This window comes from Amycolatopsis sp. GA6-003 (assembly GCF_046267895.1).
GTDB lineage: Bacteria > Actinomycetota > Actinomycetes > Mycobacteriales > Pseudonocardiaceae > Amycolatopsis.
Genome location: NZ_CP176499.1, coordinates 3,965,932 through 3,982,289 on the forward strand (window position 1 = coordinate 3,965,932; position 16,358 = coordinate 3,982,289).

A 16,358-nucleotide genomic window follows, 5' to 3' on the forward strand; every position below is an offset into this window, starting at 1 on the left:
CCGTCGTGTTCTTCCCCAGACCGGGCTCTCGCCCGGGTGCCTACGCAGGTTATGCGCCCCGGCGCAACCGGGGCAACTTATTTTCCCAAATCTCTGCCGAAAAGCTGAAGATCGCCCCCGAGCTGCAGGTTCGCCGCATCTATCACCGCGAAGACGCGGTCAAGATCGCATCGACGACCGGACGACGTCGAGCACCTCGGCCCCGAACCGCTCGAGCTTCGTCGCGCCGATCCCGGAGATCGACACCAGCGCGCCGTCGTCGGTCGGGCGTTGCTCGGCGATCGCCATCAGCGTCGCGTCAGTGAACACGACGAACGCCGGGACTTTCAACTCCCGCGAACGCTCCCCGCGCCACGTCTTCAGCTTCTCCAGCAAATCCTCATCCACTGTGGACGGGCACTTCCCGCACCGCCCCAGCTTGACCTCCATGGTCTGCACCAGCGGACCGCCGCACAGCCGGCAGCGGGCTGCGTTCGACCCGGGCTTCGCCACCTGCTGCGAACGGGCGACGCGCGCCGCCGGGTGATCCTCCGGAATCAGCCCGTACAGGAACCGCGACCGGCGCCGGTTGCGTCCCCGGCCCGGCCCGCGCGAGAGCGACCACGACAGCGACAGGTGCTCCCGGGCCCGCGTGACGCCGACGTAGAACAGCCGCCGTTCCTCTTCGATCGCGGCGTCGTCGCCGTCCGCGTGCAGGATCGGCATCGTGCCCTCGGACAGCCCGACGAGGAACACCGCGTCCCACTCGAGGCCCTTCGCCGCGTGCAGCGACGCGAGCGTGACACCCTCGACGGTTGGCGGGTGCTGGGCCGCCGCGCGTTGTTCAAGTTCCGCGACGAAGCGCGGCAAGTCCGCATCCTCGACCGACGCCGCCAGCTCCTCGGCCAGCTCCACCAGCGCGAGCAGCGCGTCCCACCGCTCCTTCGCCGCTCCGCCCGACGGCGGCTGCTCGGTGAGCCCGACCCGCGCGAGCACCGAACGCACCGCGGTGACCAGTTCCAGCGAGGTGGGCTCCATCGACGCCGTGCGCAGGGCCGCCATCGCCTGCCGCACCTCGGTGCGCTGGAAGAACCGCTCGCCGCCGCGGACCAGGTACGGGATTCCGGCCTCGGTGAGCGCCTGCTCGTACGCCTCCGACTGCGCGTTCACCCGGAACAGCACCGCGATCTCGCTCGCCGGCACGTCCGCGTCAAGCAGCTCGCGGACCCGGCGCGCGACCGCGCTGGCCTCGGCGGCCTCGTCCTCGTACTCGGCGAACCGCGGCTCCGGACCGTCCGGCCGCTGCCCCACGAGCTTCAGCCGCGACCCGGCCGGACGTCCGCGCGCGGCGCCGATCACGCGGTTCGCGAGCGCGACGACCTGCGGCGTGGACCGGTAGTCGCGTTCGAGGCGCACGACGGTCGCCTCCGGGAACCGCCGCGTGAACTCCAGCAGCGACTTCGGCGAGGCACCGCCGAAGGAGTAGATGGTCTGGTTGGCGTCGCCGACGACGGTGAGGTCGTCGCGGCCGCCGAGCCACGCGTCGAGCAGCCGCTGCTGCAGCGGCGTGACGTCCTGGTACTCGTCGACCACGAAGCAGCGGTACCGGTCGCGGAACTCGGCCGCGACCGCCTCGTGCTTCTCCAGCACCGCGGTGGTCTGCAGGAGCAGGTCGTCGAAGTCGAGGACCTGCGCGTTCGTCTTCAGCTCCTCGTACCAGCGGTAGACCTCGGCGACCTGCGCGACCGGCGCGGGAGTGTCGCGCTGCATCCGCGCGGCGACCGATGGGTAGTCGTCCGGCGAGACGAGCGACGCCTTGCTCCACTCGATCTCGCTCGCCAGGTCGCGCAGCACTTCGGTCTCGGTGCTCAGCCGGACGCGCTGGGCGGCCTGCGCGACGAGCCGGAACTTGTTGTCGATCAGATCCCACGGCCGGTCGCCGACGACCCGCGGCCAGAAGTAGCGGAGCTGACGGCGGGCGGCGGCGTGGAAGGTCAGCGCCTGCGCCGCGTCGACCCCGAGGCCGCGCAGCCGGGTGCGCATCTCCCCCGCCGCGCGCGTGGTGAAGGTGACAGCCAGTACCTGTCCGGCCGCGACGTGGCCCGATCGGACCAGGTGGGCGATGCGGTGCGTGATCGTCCGGGTCTTTCCGGTGCCCGCGCCGGCGAGGACGCACACCGGGCCGCGGGGGGCCGCCGCGGCGGCGCGCTGTTCGGGATCAAGCCCGTCGAGCAGGCTCGCGCGGCTCTGCCGGCTCTGGGGAGACGATGCGATGGCCACCCCGCGATCCTCGCAGAGGGGGCCGACGGATTCCCGGCCGGGCACGCGGCCGTATCCTGGTCATATGGCGGGCAAGCAGGACAAGGAAGCGGCCAAGCAGGCCAAGCGGGAAAAGCGCGCTGCGAGCAAGGCCCGGCGCGGGCAGCTGTTCGAGGCGTTCAAGATGCAGCGCCGCGAAGACCCGATGCTCATCCCCTGGATGGTCGGTTCGATCGTGGTGGTCGCCGGTGTGCTGTTCGGCATCGGCTTCCTTTTCGACATCCAGTGGACGCTGCTGCCGCTGGGCATCGTGCTCGGGATCCTGCTCGCCGTGATCATCTTCGGCAGGCGCGTGCAGCGCACGGTCTACGGGAAGGCCGACGGCCAGCCCGGCGCGGGGGCCTGGGCGCTGGAGAACATGCGCGGCAAGTGGAAGGTCACGCCGACCGTCGCCGCCACGACCCAGCTCGACGCCGTCCACCGCGTGCTCGGCCACCCCGGCGTGATCCTCGTGGCCGAGGGCGCCCCGCACCGGGTGAAGAGCCTGCTCGCGCAGGAGAAGAAGCGCGTGTCCCGGCTGGTCGGCGACACCCCGATCTACGACGTGACGATCGGCCACGACGACAAGCAGGTGCCGCTCAAGAAGCTGCAGTCGCACCTGGCGAAGCTGCCGCGCAACCTCAAGCCGGCCCAGGTCGACGCCCTCGAAGCGAAGCTGGCCGCCCTCGGCTCGCGCGGCGCGGCGATGCCGAAGGGCCCGATGCCCGCGGGCGCGAAGATGCGGAACGTGCAGCGCACCATCCGCCGTCGCTGACGCTTGCTTGTCGAGAACCCCCGGTCTGTTGCCGACCGGGGGTTCTTCGCGTTCGCGGGTGCGGGTTTGCGGTTCCTGGCGTCGGCCGCTCCGGCGCTCGGACCAGCGTCAGCGCATCCGGATGACGACCGTGTTGGTCGCTCGGTCGAGCCAGTTGCGGCCGTCGGCGTTGCGCACGAGCGGCGGGAGCAGCAGCGCGGTCAGCACCATCCGCACCAGCGCGCGCCAGGGGCCGACCATCGCCGCCCCGTCCAGACGGGCCACCCGGATGCCCAGTGCCGCCATGCCGGGAGTGAAGCCGAAGAACGTGACCGGGATGACCGTGATGACCGCCCAGACCGCGCCCGCCCAGAGGTTGAACGTCTGCATCGCGGCGGCGTTCTGCAGGTCATAGCGCACGAACAGGGCCGTGATCAGGGACGCGAGCACCAGGTCGAGCACGAGCGCGAGGAACCGCGAACCGCCGCCGGCCACCGCGCCCACGCCGGATTCGGGCAGGCCCATCGATTCGCCGCGCCACTTCGGGGCCTCGCGCGGACCCGCCGCGGTGGAGCCGTCGCCGACGCCCGGCAGCCATTCACCCGTCCATCTCGCCACCCGTCCAGGGTATGCCGGTGGCGCGGACCACATCCGGCCTGGTCGACTGGGCACGGACGGCGGCCCGTTAACACCGGCGAAACATTCGGGTGACGGTCGGGCAACACCGCCCTCTTAGCGTGAGCCGAAGAGAGTACAGCCGCCGGTAACGAACGAGAAGGAGTCACCGAGGGTGCCCACTACTCCAGACGACATTCAGCGCCTCATCGCAGATGAGAAGGTGGAGTCCATCGACGTCAGGTTCTGCGACCTGCCGGGCGTCATGCAGCACTTCACGGTGCCCGCGAAGGCGTTCGACCTGGAGGCGTACGAAGAGGGTCTCGCCTTCGACGGCTCCTCGGTGCGCGGCTTCCAGTCGATCCACGAGTCCGACATGCTGCTGCTGCCGGACCCCGAGACGGCGCGGATCGACCCGTTCCGCAAGGCGAAGACGCTCTCGCTGAACTTCTTCGTGCACGACCCGTTCACCCGCGAGGCCTACAGCCGCGACCCGCGCAACATCGCGCGCAAGGCCGAGCAGTACATCTCGGAGTACGGCGTCGCCGACAACGTGTACTTCGGCCCGGAGGCGGAGTTCTACATCTTCGACTCGGTCCGCTTCGAGGACGCCGAGCACCTGTCGTTCCACGAGATCGACTCGATCGAGGGCTGGTGGAACACCGGCGCCGACACCGAGGGCGGCAACCAGGGCTACAAGACGCGGTTCAAGGGCGGCTACTTCCCCGTCCCGCCGGTCGACCACTTCGCCGACCTGCGCGACGACATCGTCCGCCAGCTGACGAACTCCGGCTTCGAGATCGAGCGCGCGCACCACGAGGTGGGCACCGCGGGCCAGACGGAGATCAACTACAAGTTCAACACGCTGCTGCACGCTGCCGACGACCTGCAGCTGTTCAAGTACATCGTGAAGAACACCGTGTTCGCCGCGGGCAAGACCGCGACGTTCATGCCGAAGCCGCTCGCCGGCGACAACGGCTCGGGCATGCACTGCCACCAGTCGCTGTGGAAGGACGGCCAGCCGCTGTTCCACGACGAGTCCGGCTACGCGGGCCTGTCCGACACGGCGCGGCACTACATCGGCGGCCTGCTCAAGCACGCGCCGAGCCTGCTGGCCTTCACCAACCCGACGGTGAACTCCTACCACCGCCTGGTGCCGGGCTTCGAGGCGCCGGTCAGCCTGGTGTACTCGCAGCGCAACCGCTCCGCCTGCGTGCGCATCCCGATCACCGGCAACAACGCGAAGGCCAAGCGCGCCGAGTTCCGCTGCCCGGACTCGTCGGGCAACCCGTACCTCGCGTTCTCGGCGATGATGATGGCCGGGCTCGACGGCATCAAGAACAAGATCGAGCCGCCGGAGCCGATCGACAAGGACCTCTACGAGCTGCCGCCCGAGGAGGCCAAGAACGTCAAGCTGGTCCCGGGCGACCTGGGCACCGTGCTGGACACCCTGGAGCAGGACCACGACTACCTGCTCGAGGGCGGCGTCTTCACGCCCGACGTGATCGAAACGTGGATCCAGTACAAGCGCGAAAACGAAATCGACCCGCTGCGGCTTCGCCCGCACCCGTACGAGTTCTCGCTGTACTACGACGTGTGATCAGCGCGAGGCTGTGACCAGGGGTTTCACTGGCCCGAGCCCCAGCCAGGCCGTCGCCAGGCCGTGAAGGTCAGCAGGTGACGACCCACAAGACACGGGACGGCGGTCGAGGGGATTCCCCGACCGCCGTCCCGTTCTTTGTGCCCTTGTCGTTTCACGCGGCGTCTTTCCGGCGGAACACCTCATCGATGGCCCGCCGGGTCCGCTCTGAACTCGTCGGCAGGAGGTGCGTGTAGACGCGGAGAGTGAACGCCGGATCGGCATGACCGATGTATTCGGCTAGCGCCCGGATGCTCTCCCCCGCGTCGAGCAACGCCGAAGCGTAGAAATGCCGGAGCGCGTGAAACCCCTCGGCCCGGCCTGGCGCTTCCACCCCTGCCTCCCGAAGAGCGGGTTTCCAGGTGTGGTGGTTGAACGAGTGCCGGTGAAGCTGGTTGCAAACCACCACAGGGCGACAAACACCACCGCAGCAGCCGCCAAGATCTCGCGCACGGACGCCAGCGCCCGGCCGATCTTGTGCAGCACCCACACACCAAGGCCCAAGAACCCAAGGGCCGCAATCAGAAACCCGGTCGACATGTGCATCACCGACCACCCCGCACCGAGGTCAGGTCGAGCGGCAGCACGCCCGAGCACGTCGCGCACTTGGTCTCGCCGGGCAGCAACTTCGCGAATCGCTTACAGGAACCGGAGCGCGTCCGGGTGACCCCCGTTGACACGCAACGCTTGTCATCGTTTAGCGTTGTCATTGTTCATTTCCGCTGGTTGTGGACAGCGCAGGAGCGACAAGGTTGGTAGCCGGGTTCCGCTTCTGCGTCTTACGGGTCACGCACATCTGAATGAGGACGTGCTTCATCGCCACACGTCCGAGCGTGCGTTTTTCTTACTGATGTTGAATTTTTTGCCGTCTAATGTGGACTACTTCGCCCCGGAGTCCTCCTCTTCGGACGGAGAGGAAAGCCGCTTAGCCTGGCGCTCTTCGTAGTCCGCCCAGTACAGGGCTTCGCGGTGATGCCAGCGGTCATAGTCCGCGACAGTCCGATACATCCCCGCGTTCGTGAAATGGAAAGCCACCCATTCCGAACGAGCGGCATTGGATGCGGGACGCCGGGACCTCGCCGCGTTGTGCGCGTCTTCCAGCGTCGCCGGTTCAGTCTTGATCGTCATGCGCCTGCCCTGCCTGTGCGTCGAGGACGGCCGCCAGTTGGTCCGCCCCGTCGCGGAGTTGGCGAAGGAACGTCGCGAACGCCCGCCACTGCGTCGGGTCGGTCGGTGGGGTGATCGCCAAGCTGTCCTTGTCGAGATAGAGCACCAAGCCCGGCAGGGTTTCCGGGCCACCGACGTGCATTCCCGCCACCGCTTCCGGGCCAGGCGTCCAGGTCGCGTTGAACGGCACCGTCTTGCCCTTCCTTTCGCTGCCAATGGCGTGCCTGATCCTCGAATGCCTCAGCCGCGGACTCGATCGCGGCCAACATCCACCAGGTCAGGTCTTGACGCTCCGCCGCGATCGCCCGCCAGGCCTCAGCGACGACCCACGAAGCGTGCGCCATGACAGACGCCGCCTCGTGGTCGCCCTGACCCGCACGAGCCGCGAATTCCGATGCGGCACCGTACTTGCGGTACGCGTCCTCCCACGCCTTCACCGATTTCTTGGTCACCATTGCGACTCCCAGTCAGGTCGCCGTCAGCGCCGTCACGCGGCCTTAGCCGTCTGCTCCTGCTGCGCCGAACGCGGCGACTTCGACCCGCCACCGCTCGCAACCGCCTTGAAGCCCGTCGCGCGGTAGACGTAGGACTGGTACTTGAACTCGCCGTTGCCCGCGACGCGCGGTTCCGCCGTCAGCCCCTCCAGCTCGATCGGCCGCATCCCCGGCAGAACCTCACTAGTCGTCGGCACCGGCTGAACGTCCGCCAGAAACGTCACCTCATACGACGCCCGCTTCGCGTTCGGCTCGCTCGGGTCGGTCACCGTCACCTTCCACTGCCGCTTGCCCGTGGACTCGTCCACCCGCTGCCGAGCAGGCCGACCCGCCGCCCGGTCCTCCCGCGACTGGTACTCGTTGTCCGGCGACACCTCGCCAACCATCACCAACCCCTGCGAGAACGCATCATCGAACTCGACCGGGAACCGAAAACCCTTGCTGATCGCCATGTTGGATTCACCTGCTTCACCGTTGTGTCCCGCCTCACTGGCGGCTACGTACACAATCGGCTGACCAGGAGCTTCATCGAGATGGCGCGGAGGTCTCGTCTCGAACTTCTGACCATCATCGAGTCTCGTCTTTGTCTCATCCGCCTGCTACGGTGGTCGCATGGCGGACCACGCCGCGGGACCGGTGACCGAGAAAGCGAACGTGCTCAAGGTGCTGCTGAAGCAGCGGCACCTACAGGGCCATCGGGCGTTCTGCCGCGAGTACGACAAGCACGCCGCCAAGATCGACGACACGTTGAAGGGCAGCTATCCCAGCAAGGCGCAGTTCTACCGGTGGCTTTCCGGGGACGTCCGCGGCCTGCCCTACGCCGACCACTGCCGAATCCTGGAGAGCATGTTCCCCGGGTGGACCGCCGAGCAGCTGTTCCAGGAGCACACCGGGGGAATCGGCTTCGTGCCCGAGCCGCCGTCGACCAAGCCCGCCGCGCCAGCTGCGCCGCCGGTTGCGCGTGCTGAGGGAATGGCCGATGTGACCGCTGTGTTCACCACGCGGCCGGAGTTCAGTCATGAGATGCCGCCGCATCGGCTGTTCGATGACGCGGGCTCGATCAGCATGGTTGGGCTGTCGCTCAATGCGCTGTGTCAGCAGTACTCCGACCGGTCGCTCATGGAACTGCTGGAGAACGGGACCACGGTCCGAGCGCTGTTCCTCGACCCGACCGGGGAGTACATCAAGGCACGCGAACGCGAAGAGGGTCACCCGCCGGGCGTTCTCGCCACGTTGACGACGCTGAACATGCAGACCTTGCAGCGTCTCCAGTCCAAGCTCAGCCCGTCCGCGCGCGAGAACCTGCAAATCCGCACCTACGACGAGCCTGTGCGGTTCAACATCACCGTTATCGACAACGACACCTGCGTGGTCCAGCCCTACCTACCGGACGCACGAGGTGTCGAGTCACCGACGCTGGTCATGGAACGGCAGGCAGGCAAGCCCGCCGGCCTTTTCGACACGTTCTCCCAGGTCTTCGAGTCCATGTGGGCGCGCTCGGCGGAGGTCACCACGTGAAGAACGACGACCTGGACGCCATGCTCGCTGTAGCGCAGGAAGCGGCGGAAATCGGGCGCAAGCTCATGGTCACCCAAGGCCCCGGCGAGGTCCACACCAAGGGAGACCGTGACCTGGTCACCGACCTGGATGTCCGCATCCAAAGAGAGGTGCGTGATTTCTTAAGGCGCGCAACCCCAAGCTTCGATTTCCTGGGTGAAGAGGACGGCGGTGACTCTATAGATTCCAGCGCAGAGTACATATGGACACTAGATCCGATCGACGGCACCTCAAACTTCGCACACGGGATCCCACTCTGCGCGACTCAGCTTGCATTACTACATCAAGGCACTCCAGTCGTAGCCGCTATTAACGCACCTTTCATAAATCTCAGCTATTGCGCAATTAGAGGATCTGGAGCTTACTGTAACGGCACACTGATACATGCAAGCCCAAATTCTTGCATCGATCGAGCGATCGTCTCGATCGGCGACTACGCAACCGGCGCAAATGCTTCAGCGAAGAACAATCAACGCTTAGCGTTAACCCGTACACTGGCCGACAATGTAGAACGCGTACGAATGTTCGGGTCCGCAGCTCTTGATCTCGCATTCGTTGCGCATGGAAGGACGGACGCATGCATCATCCTTTCCAACAAACCGTGGGATACAGCATCCGGCGTCCTGATCGCCAGGGAAGCTGGCGCAATAGTGACCGACTTGGCCGGGAATTCACATTCGGCACACTCCTTGACAACTCGCGCCACGGCGGCAAACTTATCCGATAGCCTTACAAAAATGATACCCAAAGAACTGATGCAAGAACCCACTACTCAATCAAAAGGCAATTAAGTGCACATAGTATCGTTCTTTAACCATAAAGGCGGAGTAGGAAAGACAACACTCGTCTACAACCTCGGAATGGCACTGGCGCAACACGGAAAACGTGTCGTTCTCATCGACCTGGACCCGCAAGCCAACTTGACCAGCGCCGCACTCCCTAAGTTGCGACTATCGAACGCCATATCCGACCGCTTGACAGTACACAGATGCCTAGAGCCATTAATTGATCGCTCCGGCGACGTCGATCCGATTGATCCCATCCAGATACGAAATACCGTTTGGATACTGCCCGGACATATCGCCCTCAGTGAATTCGAGGAAATCGCCCCCACGGGATGGACCGAGGCGGTTGCAGGAAACGCGGGAGGCTTTCGCACTAGCACGGCAATCTACCGACTCGTGACTGAGGTCTCCCGTAGAGTAGACGCAGATATTGCCGTAATGGACCTAGGCCCGAACGTTGGAGCCCTAAACCGAACAGCGATATTAGCATCAACAGGATTCGTAGTACCGCTCGCTCCTGACCTTTTCTCGCTTACAGCGCTGAGTAGCGTAGGAAAGAGTGCGTCACTTTGGGTTTCCGAATGGCAAGCCGCCATTGGTTCCATGGAGAGAAGGGGACTTAACCTACCCTTTACCCTTCCCGAAGGAAAGCCCTCACCACTCGGCTACATCAGCCAGCAGTTTTCCGTCTATAGACAAGAACCCGCAGAGGCATATCGTCAATGGATCAAACAGATTCCAGGGTCATATACCGATGGCATCTCGAAAGCGATGCAAGCAAGCGGCGTGAAGATGCCACCGGGCGATCCAAATCTGGGCGAAGTTCGAAACCTGTCAAGCCTTGTACCCATTGCCCAGCGTAGCAATAAGGCAATTTTCGAACTGGGTGGCGTGGAGGCACGGGGAGCGCAACACACTAGAGCACGCGATACATATGGCCTGTTCAGTGAAATCGCCGAGAAGGTTGTGCAGCGCCTCGATTATGTGAGCCATAAATAAAATGGCCATATTTCTGGACACATGCGTGCTGCCTCGACGGGGGAGAGTTAGAACTCCAATAATCGATGCACTCCTACGCGTTGCAGCGAAGCGCAACATAAGAGTATGTCTTCCGCTCATGACGCTGGAGGAATCCGTCAGTGCGCGCGGCAGGGAGTCACGAGAGGCATTCAACGAACTTCTCTCAGCTTTCAATTCAGCGGCAAAGTTTTTCCCACTGGATCCGATTTATATTCCAGACGCAGAAGAAGTTGAAACGGCCTGGAGGCAAGAACTGGAGAGCGAGTTTGAAATTGTAGAACTTCACAGCGAAGATGCTCACGAGTCCCTTCTCAGAGAGTCCAGAAGGCGTAAGCCAGCAAAGGAGGGTCGCGGCTCCAGAGACACCGCGATTTGGTTGACAGTTGTTCGCGAACATCTCCGATTCGATGATGTCACATACTTTGTATCATCCAACACCGCAGACTTTGCCGCCAAAAACAAGAAGGATCTTCACGAGGATCTGCGAGCCGACCTCGGCACCCACGCTGACAGGTTTCATTACTGCACTTCACTCGACGAGCTGATTTCCAATCTCGCCGAACGGATCGATCTTCCGGCAATAGACCCCGCAGTCGCAGCGTGCGTTGCAGATAGCTGCAGTGATGCATTTCAATCCCAAGCTTCCCGCGATCTACCCATGGGCCTGGTTTTCGATGTCGAGATCCAACAAGACCCCAAACGATGGCGAACTCTTCGAGCCTACAAAATAGACTCGGCATTAATCGCACTCTTTGAGACAGAAGCAAAACTAATCGATCTCGCGCCTGAGACAGAAGAACCAATAGAAGAAATTGATTACTCTCTTCGTATATGGGTAGAGATCGACGAATCAACTGGGGAAGTGAACGCAACCGAACTGGACGCAGTCGATAGGAAATCTTCTGGCTAGCCAGGTTTGCCGAACTTGGCTCTATGGGATCAAGACGCGTCGCCGTTGGCGGCGCGCATGTCACCTCTCGTACGGCGGGCTACACCCAATGGCGGCCGCGAGCCTGCCGCTCCGCTCCGGCCCGCGCCGCCGGGCGAGCCCGCCGTAGACATGGCAACGCGAGCGCACCGCCAACGGCGACGGAGATTCATCGAACTGTCCGGCTCAGTCCCCCGACTTACCCAGCCGACGTGGAGTGGTCACCAAGGGTACCTCGTTACTCAGCGTCTAACACCGGGTCGGCCGCATCAAGGCGGGAAAGCGTGCCTTGACACGACCGATCCGGCGCTAGAGGCAGCAGGGACGAGGGAGAAAGGGGCGAACAGGAACCCCACGAGGTCAGTTCCGCGGCCGGCCGCCGGGCCGGTGCGAGAAGGACCCGCCAGGCCGTCACCAGGCCGTCAGACGTCGGCGAGTGTTGACCATGAACGACCGACGACAACCGCTAACCAGCAGGTCAGAAAGGGTACAACTGGGCGGACCGCAGGTCAGCGCCGGGGCGTGACAGACCTACGACGTGTGATCTGAACCGGTACCGCACGAATGGCCCGTCAGCATATTGCTGGCGGGCCATTCGCGTTTGTCCTTCGTTTGATGCGTGCGCCGGTCATGGCCAAGGCGCGAAGACCGGCGCGTACGGATCTCGTGTTCGGCCTTTTTTCGTGGTCATGCGCGGCTGATGGACGATCCTCTCCGGGGCGGGGCGCGGCAGACGGTGCTGCCTGGGTATGGCTGTGCGCCGTTGCCGTTGAATCTGCTCGTCGTGCCGGAGCGGGCGGAGCTGACCCGCGGCTCTTGCGGAACTTTCTGACCGAGGAGAGCACGCGGCTTCCCGGGGGCGGGCCGCTTCTTCGGCACCGACCGGTGATCCGGAGCGACGACACCTCTTGCCACCAGCCGACCAGCACCGTTATGTTAATGAGAAATCACTTCTTCCTAGACTGTCGACAGGGGGCGGCGAGCAGCCCCTGGCCGGTGATGGGATGGCAACGACGCCTACCAGAGAGGCAGACAAGTACATGGAGAATCTCAGCAGAAGGAAGGTGCTGACCCTCGGCGCGGCGTTGGGCATCGCGGGGATGGCGGGCACCACCGGCACTGCGTGGGCGTGGTCGGGCAAGGGGTCCATCGCCGGGAGTGGGACCGGGGTCGATCCGTTTCAGGTGTGGGACGACAGTGCGGATGCGGTCGCTGCGGCGTTGCTCAGGGAGGGCAAGATACCGGCGGTCAACACCGCTTGGCAGGGCTGGATCGACAACAACGCGCCGTTGCCCGCGGGCATGCCGGACTATCTGGCGGCGTATCTGCGGCAGGTCAACAAGCTGCCGTCGTGGGCGGATCCGGGCAAGCTTGCTGCGTCGGAGAAGCTTTATACCCGGTTGAGCAGTTATTTGTTCGTTTCGGAAACGCTAGGCAGCGGGATCATGAGCACCGTCATTCCGCGGGAGGCTCGGGCGGTTTACTGGTCGGCCGGCGGCGCGGATATGAAGCAGCGGGCGGCCAAGACGTTCACTTTCGGCTACGACCTGCACAACTCCAAGGCTTGGGCGCCGGACGGGCATTTCGTCGTGACGGCCAACAAGACGCGGCTAGTACACGCAGTAGTGCGGAATTTGCTGCCGACGTCGGCGAAATACCAGTCGGGCGCGGATCAGCCCAAGCCGATCAGCAACGGGGACATTCTGCGGACGTTCCATTCCGTGGCGACGTTCGCGCGCAGCAACATGCTCAAGTGGAACATCAAGCTGTCGGCCGCGGAGCAGGACGCGGATCTGCATGCTTGGCAGGTCGCACTGCATCTGCTCGGCGTGCAGGAGCAGTTCATTCCGAAGACGTGGGCGGACGCGGAAGCGCAGGCGCAGCAGATGTTGTGGCCGGTGCTCGGGCCGACCGAGGAAGGGGTCAGCCTGGCGAAGACGTTGCTCGGCTATATCGAGAAGCCGACACTCGGGCTCGATTCCGGGTTCGTCAACGAGCTGGTCCGCTACCTTCTCAATGACCAGATGGGCGATTGGCTCGGGCTCCCCCGCGATTACGCGCAGGCGGCGCTGGTGCGGATCGAATGGCCCGCGTATGTCGCCTTCCGCGAGGGGGCGACGAAGATCATGCCGGGCAGTTTCTATCTTTTCGACCAATTCGTCCGCGGCATTTCGATGCTGTACCTCAACAACGGGACCTCGCCGACGCAGACGCCGATCACGCTCCCCACGGCGAATCGGCCGGGTGCTTAAAGTCCCAATGCGCTCAGCAGGAACGCGGTGACGGCGGCGCGGTGTTCGGGGGTGTCCTCCCACCGCAGCCGCCGGCCCGTTTCCACTACCGCGCCGAAGCCCGCGTGCACCAGTACGCGGGCTTGGTGCGCGTCCAGGTCCGGGCGGGCCAGGCGGAGTTGTTGTTCCCACACAGCGATGTGCTCGCGTTGGGCGAGGATCAGCGGGCGTTGCAACGCGGTGGGCAGGCCGCCCAGTTCCGCGGCGGCGACGTTTGTCAGGGCGGTGTGTTCGAAGCTGTAGGCCACGTAGGTGGCGGCCAGAACGGGCAAGGCTCGGGCGCCGGTGGTGCCGTGGAGGTTTTGTTCCACGGCTTGTGCCAGGAGCCCCGCGGCTTGCAGGCACGCGGCGGCCAGGATTTCGGCTTTGTTGGGGAAATGCCGGTACAGCGCGGACGGCACCAAGCCCACGGCCTCGGCGATTCGGGCGTTCGTGACGGTGGCGAATCCGTCGCGTTCGAACAACGGCACGGCGGCGGCGAGGATTTGCCCGCGGCGGGTTCGCGGGACTGGCTGGGCGGGCAGTTCCACGACCGGCGCGGCCGGGGTGGTCGTCGAGGTGGCGAGGCGCAGGGCCGATTCGGTCAGCAGGTTTTCGGCGCGGTGGTGAGCGATCGACGTGCGGTGCATGGTGATCGAGCCGATCGCGCCGAGCGCGGCGACCGCGCGGAGGTCCGCGTCCGGGGACCGCCGCACCACGTCGGTCACGCGCGCGACGACTCGGGCGAACTTCGCGCTCAGGACCCGACGGTCCGCTCGGTCGAGATAGCGGGCCTCCCAGCGGTACAGGCCGCCGGACTCGCGGTGGGCGACCGTGACCCGGGCCAGCGGGCGGAGGACCTCCGCGGCGGGCGCGGCGGCGGGCACCGCGTCGAGGGCGGCGACCAGGCGGTCTGCCATCACGTTCGCGCACTCGGTGAACAGGGCGTACTTGTTCGGGAAATGCCGGTACAGCGCCGCGGCGGTGATCCCGACGGCGGCGGCGATCTCCTCCATGGACGCCGCGTGGTACCCGCGCTCGCTGAAGGCCCGGCCCGCCGCTTCGACGATGAGCTGCTTGCGATTGCGCGGACGGGTGGCCGCAGCCGGTTCGGAGGTCACAGCGGACCCCGGGCACCCGGATGCGGAAGTACGGCCATGCGGCCAGTCAATCACGAGACGGGCGGGGCTTCACGCGGGCGGGACACGTGGGTGCCGCCACCGCGCCCGGCGCCGAGTTCGAGGTTCCGGCGGATGCGTTCCCGGGCCGCAGAATCGGCGGTTCCGGGATCGGTGTCGCGGATTTCGTGCCGAACACCGTCGGCCATAACGAAACGGGGGCGGTGCAGGGAGGCCAGCGACTCGGTCGGATCGCCGTCCACCGCGATGAGATCCGCGCGGAAACCCGGGGCCACGCGACCGGTGACCTCGGCCAGGCCGCACACACGGGCGGCTACCGAGGTGGCGCTGGCGAGCGCTTGCCGCGGGGTCATTCCGGCTTCGGCGAAGGTGTCCAGGCAGTCGGCGTAGCGTTCGAAGTGCACCAACGGGATTCCGGCGTCGGTCCCGGCGACGATGGTGGCTCCCAAGGCAATCAGCGCGCGCAGGTTGCCGATCACGGCGGCGCGTTCGTCCCAGGGGCACATGTAGTCCGCGGCGGTGCAGGCGGTGTTCATGGTCGGGCTGACCGCGATTCCGCGCGCGACGATCATCTCGGCGATCCGCGGGTCGAATTCGGTGCCAGTACGGGTGACCCAGCCGCAGTGTTCGATGCAGTCGACACCGGCGAGTACGGCTCGTTCGATGCCTTCGACGCCCAACGCGTGCGTCGTGACCGGCAGCGAGCACTCATGTGCTTCGGCCACCAGAGCGGTCAACTCGGCCACGGTGTAGCGGGCTTCCGCCGGGTGGCTGCCAGGGGTCATGAAGCCGCCGGTGGTCATGACTTTGATCAGGTCGACGCCGTCCTCCGCGTGTTGCCTGACCATCGCGCGGACCTGGTCGACGCCGTCCGCGATGCCGCCCATCGACGCGGCGTGGCCGCCGGTGACGGTGATCGGCGCGTTCGCGGCGAGCATTCGCGGGGTGGCTTCCGGGGTCGCGGCGAGCAGGTCCCGTACCCGGGTGCCCAAGGTGCCCGGTGCGCCCAGGTCGCGGGCGGTGGTGACCCCGGCGTCGAGCAAGCGCCGCGCGTTGGCGGTCATCCGGCGGGTCAGCGCGTCCTGGTCGCCGGACATTTCCAGGGTGACTTCGCCGGAGCCCGGGTCCTGGCAGAGGTGGACGTGGCAGTCGATCAATCCGGGCATCAGGGTGACGTCGCCGAGGTCGGTCACCGGGCCGTCGGGCGCGGAATTCCGTGGCCCGGCATAGGTGATCGCGCCCTCCGAGACCGCGACGGCGGCGTCGTGGATCAGCGGGGCGGACGCGTCGGTCAGCAGCCGCGCGGCGGTGAGGATCATGCGTGCCTCCGGTCTTCCTGCGGTCAGCCACAGTGAACAGCGGGCACTTCCACTGCGCAAGCCTCTCTCGCGGATCCACGATTGTCGTCATTGACGCAACACAAGTCATCGCTCACACTGATGCGGATTCATCCAGGCTGAACACAAAGACGTGGCCGAGCTGAGGAGCGATCATGACCCGAAAGGCACCCCGCCGCTGGCACTGGCTTCTGCTCGGCGTCCCGTTCGCGTGGTGCGTCGCGGCGATCCCCCTGGTCAACCGGATCGACTACGTGTTCGGCTCGATCCCGTTCCTGCTGGTGTGGATGACCGCCGGCGTGCTGATCGGCTCGGGCGCGATCGGTCTCGTCTACGCGATCGACCGCCGCCGCGGCGAGCTGGACCGGGTGTGACG

General features: G+C 65.5%; 16 protein-coding genes. 8 read left to right on the plus strand and 8 right to left on the minus strand.

Annotated features, from left to right (window positions below; genetic code table 11):
- Positions 1–159 precede the first annotated feature (159 nt).
- Entirely contained in the window at positions 160–2,259 is a 2,100-nt protein-coding gene (locus F9C12_RS17400) for an ATP-dependent DNA helicase UvrD2 (protein WP_409183029.1), read from the minus strand.
- A gap of 64 nt (positions 2,260–2,323) precedes the next feature.
- Here F9C12_RS17400 and F9C12_RS17405 point away from each other — a divergent pair, with 64 nt between their 5' ends.
- On the plus strand, positions 2,324–3,052 hold the full coding sequence (locus F9C12_RS17405; RefSeq protein ID WP_409183030.1) for a DUF4191 domain-containing protein: 729 nt from the start codon (positions 2,324–2,326) through the stop codon (positions 3,050–3,052).
- A 108-nt stretch (positions 3,053–3,160) separates the two neighbouring features.
- On the opposite strand, the gene F9C12_RS17410 is transcribed toward F9C12_RS17405, so the two are convergent.
- Positions 3,161–3,649, minus strand: coding sequence for an RDD family protein (locus F9C12_RS17410; protein ID WP_409183031.1), 489 nt, complete (start codon positions 3,647–3,649; stop codon positions 3,161–3,163).
- Positions 3,650–3,821: 172 nt separating this feature from the next.
- On the opposite strand from F9C12_RS17410, the gene glnA reads away from it, so the two are divergent.
- The gene (gene glnA / locus F9C12_RS17415) at positions 3,822–5,246 is read left to right on the plus strand and encodes a type I glutamate--ammonia ligase (RefSeq protein WP_009073253.1); all 1,425 of its coding nucleotides are present in this window, start codon (positions 3,822–3,824) and stop codon (positions 5,244–5,246) included.
- A 154-nt stretch (positions 5,247–5,400) separates the two neighbouring features.
- Here the strand turns inward: glnA and F9C12_RS17420 are convergent, their stop codons facing one another.
- From F9C12_RS17420 to F9C12_RS17435, 4 genes are all read right to left on the minus strand, one after another.
- The gene (locus tag F9C12_RS17420; protein WP_409466594.1) at positions 5,401–5,619 is read right to left on the minus strand and encodes a tyrosine-type recombinase/integrase; all 219 of its coding nucleotides are present in this window, start codon (positions 5,617–5,619) and stop codon (positions 5,401–5,403) included.
- Between the two features lie 545 nt (positions 5,620–6,164).
- Positions 6,165–6,413, minus strand: coding sequence for an AMED_5909 family protein (locus F9C12_RS17425; RefSeq protein WP_409466595.1), 249 nt, complete (start codon positions 6,411–6,413; stop codon positions 6,165–6,167).
- The gene (locus F9C12_RS17430; protein ID WP_409466596.1) at positions 6,397–6,642 is read right to left on the minus strand and encodes a hypothetical protein; all 246 of its coding nucleotides are present in this window, start codon (positions 6,640–6,642) and stop codon (positions 6,397–6,399) included. Before F9C12_RS17430 ends, F9C12_RS17425 begins: the two co-directional genes overlap by 17 nt.
- 297 nt (positions 6,643–6,939) lie before the next feature.
- A complete protein-coding gene (locus F9C12_RS17435; RefSeq protein ID WP_409466597.1) occupies positions 6,940–7,398 on the minus strand; it encodes a hypothetical protein in 459 nt (152 codons plus the stop codon).
- A gap of 160 nt (positions 7,399–7,558) precedes the next feature.
- Between F9C12_RS17435 and F9C12_RS17440 the strand changes: the two genes are divergently transcribed.
- The 5 genes from F9C12_RS17440 to F9C12_RS17460 all read left to right on the plus strand — a co-directional run bounded on the left by F9C12_RS17440 (position 7,559) and on the right by F9C12_RS17460 (position 13,488).
- Positions 7,559–8,464 carry a DUF5919 domain-containing protein gene (locus F9C12_RS17440; RefSeq protein WP_409466598.1) on the plus strand — a complete coding sequence of 302 codons (906 nt, stop codon included), beginning with the start codon at positions 7,559–7,561 and terminating at the stop codon, positions 8,462–8,464.
- A complete protein-coding gene (locus F9C12_RS17445; RefSeq protein WP_409466599.1) occupies positions 8,461–9,294 on the plus strand; it encodes an inositol monophosphatase family protein in 834 nt (277 codons plus the stop codon). Before F9C12_RS17440 ends, F9C12_RS17445 begins: the two co-directional genes overlap by 4 nt.
- Entirely contained in the window at positions 9,295–10,287 is a 993-nt protein-coding gene (locus F9C12_RS17450; protein ID WP_409466600.1) for a ParA family protein, read from the plus strand.
- 1 nt (position 10,288) lies between these two features.
- On the plus strand, positions 10,289–11,218 hold the full coding sequence (locus F9C12_RS17455; protein WP_409466601.1) for a PIN domain-containing protein: 930 nt from the start codon (positions 10,289–10,291) through the stop codon (positions 11,216–11,218).
- A 1,058-nt stretch (positions 11,219–12,276) separates the two neighbouring features.
- Complete coding sequence (locus tag F9C12_RS17460) at positions 12,277–13,488, plus strand: oxygenase MpaB family protein (RefSeq protein WP_409466602.1); 1,212 nt, start codon at positions 12,277–12,279, stop codon at positions 13,486–13,488.
- Here F9C12_RS17460 and F9C12_RS17465 read toward each other — a convergent pair.
- Both F9C12_RS17465 and F9C12_RS17470 read right to left on the minus strand, forming a co-directional pair.
- Positions 13,485–14,627: a TetR/AcrR family transcriptional regulator gene (locus F9C12_RS17465; protein ID WP_409466603.1), complete on the minus strand. Its 1,143-nt coding sequence runs from the start codon at positions 14,625–14,627 to the stop codon at positions 13,485–13,487. The genes F9C12_RS17460 and F9C12_RS17465 overlap by 4 nt on opposite strands.
- 50 nt (positions 14,628–14,677) lie before the next feature.
- The gene (locus F9C12_RS17470) at positions 14,678–15,964 is read right to left on the minus strand and encodes an amidohydrolase family protein (protein ID WP_409466604.1); all 1,287 of its coding nucleotides are present in this window, start codon (positions 15,962–15,964) and stop codon (positions 14,678–14,680) included.
- Positions 15,965–16,137: 173 nt separating this feature from the next.
- On the opposite strand from F9C12_RS17470, the gene F9C12_RS17475 reads away from it, so the two are divergent.
- A complete protein-coding gene (locus tag F9C12_RS17475) occupies positions 16,138–16,356 on the plus strand; it encodes a DUF3311 domain-containing protein (RefSeq protein ID WP_409466605.1) in 219 nt (72 codons plus the stop codon).
- Positions 16,357–16,358 lie beyond the last annotated feature (2 nt).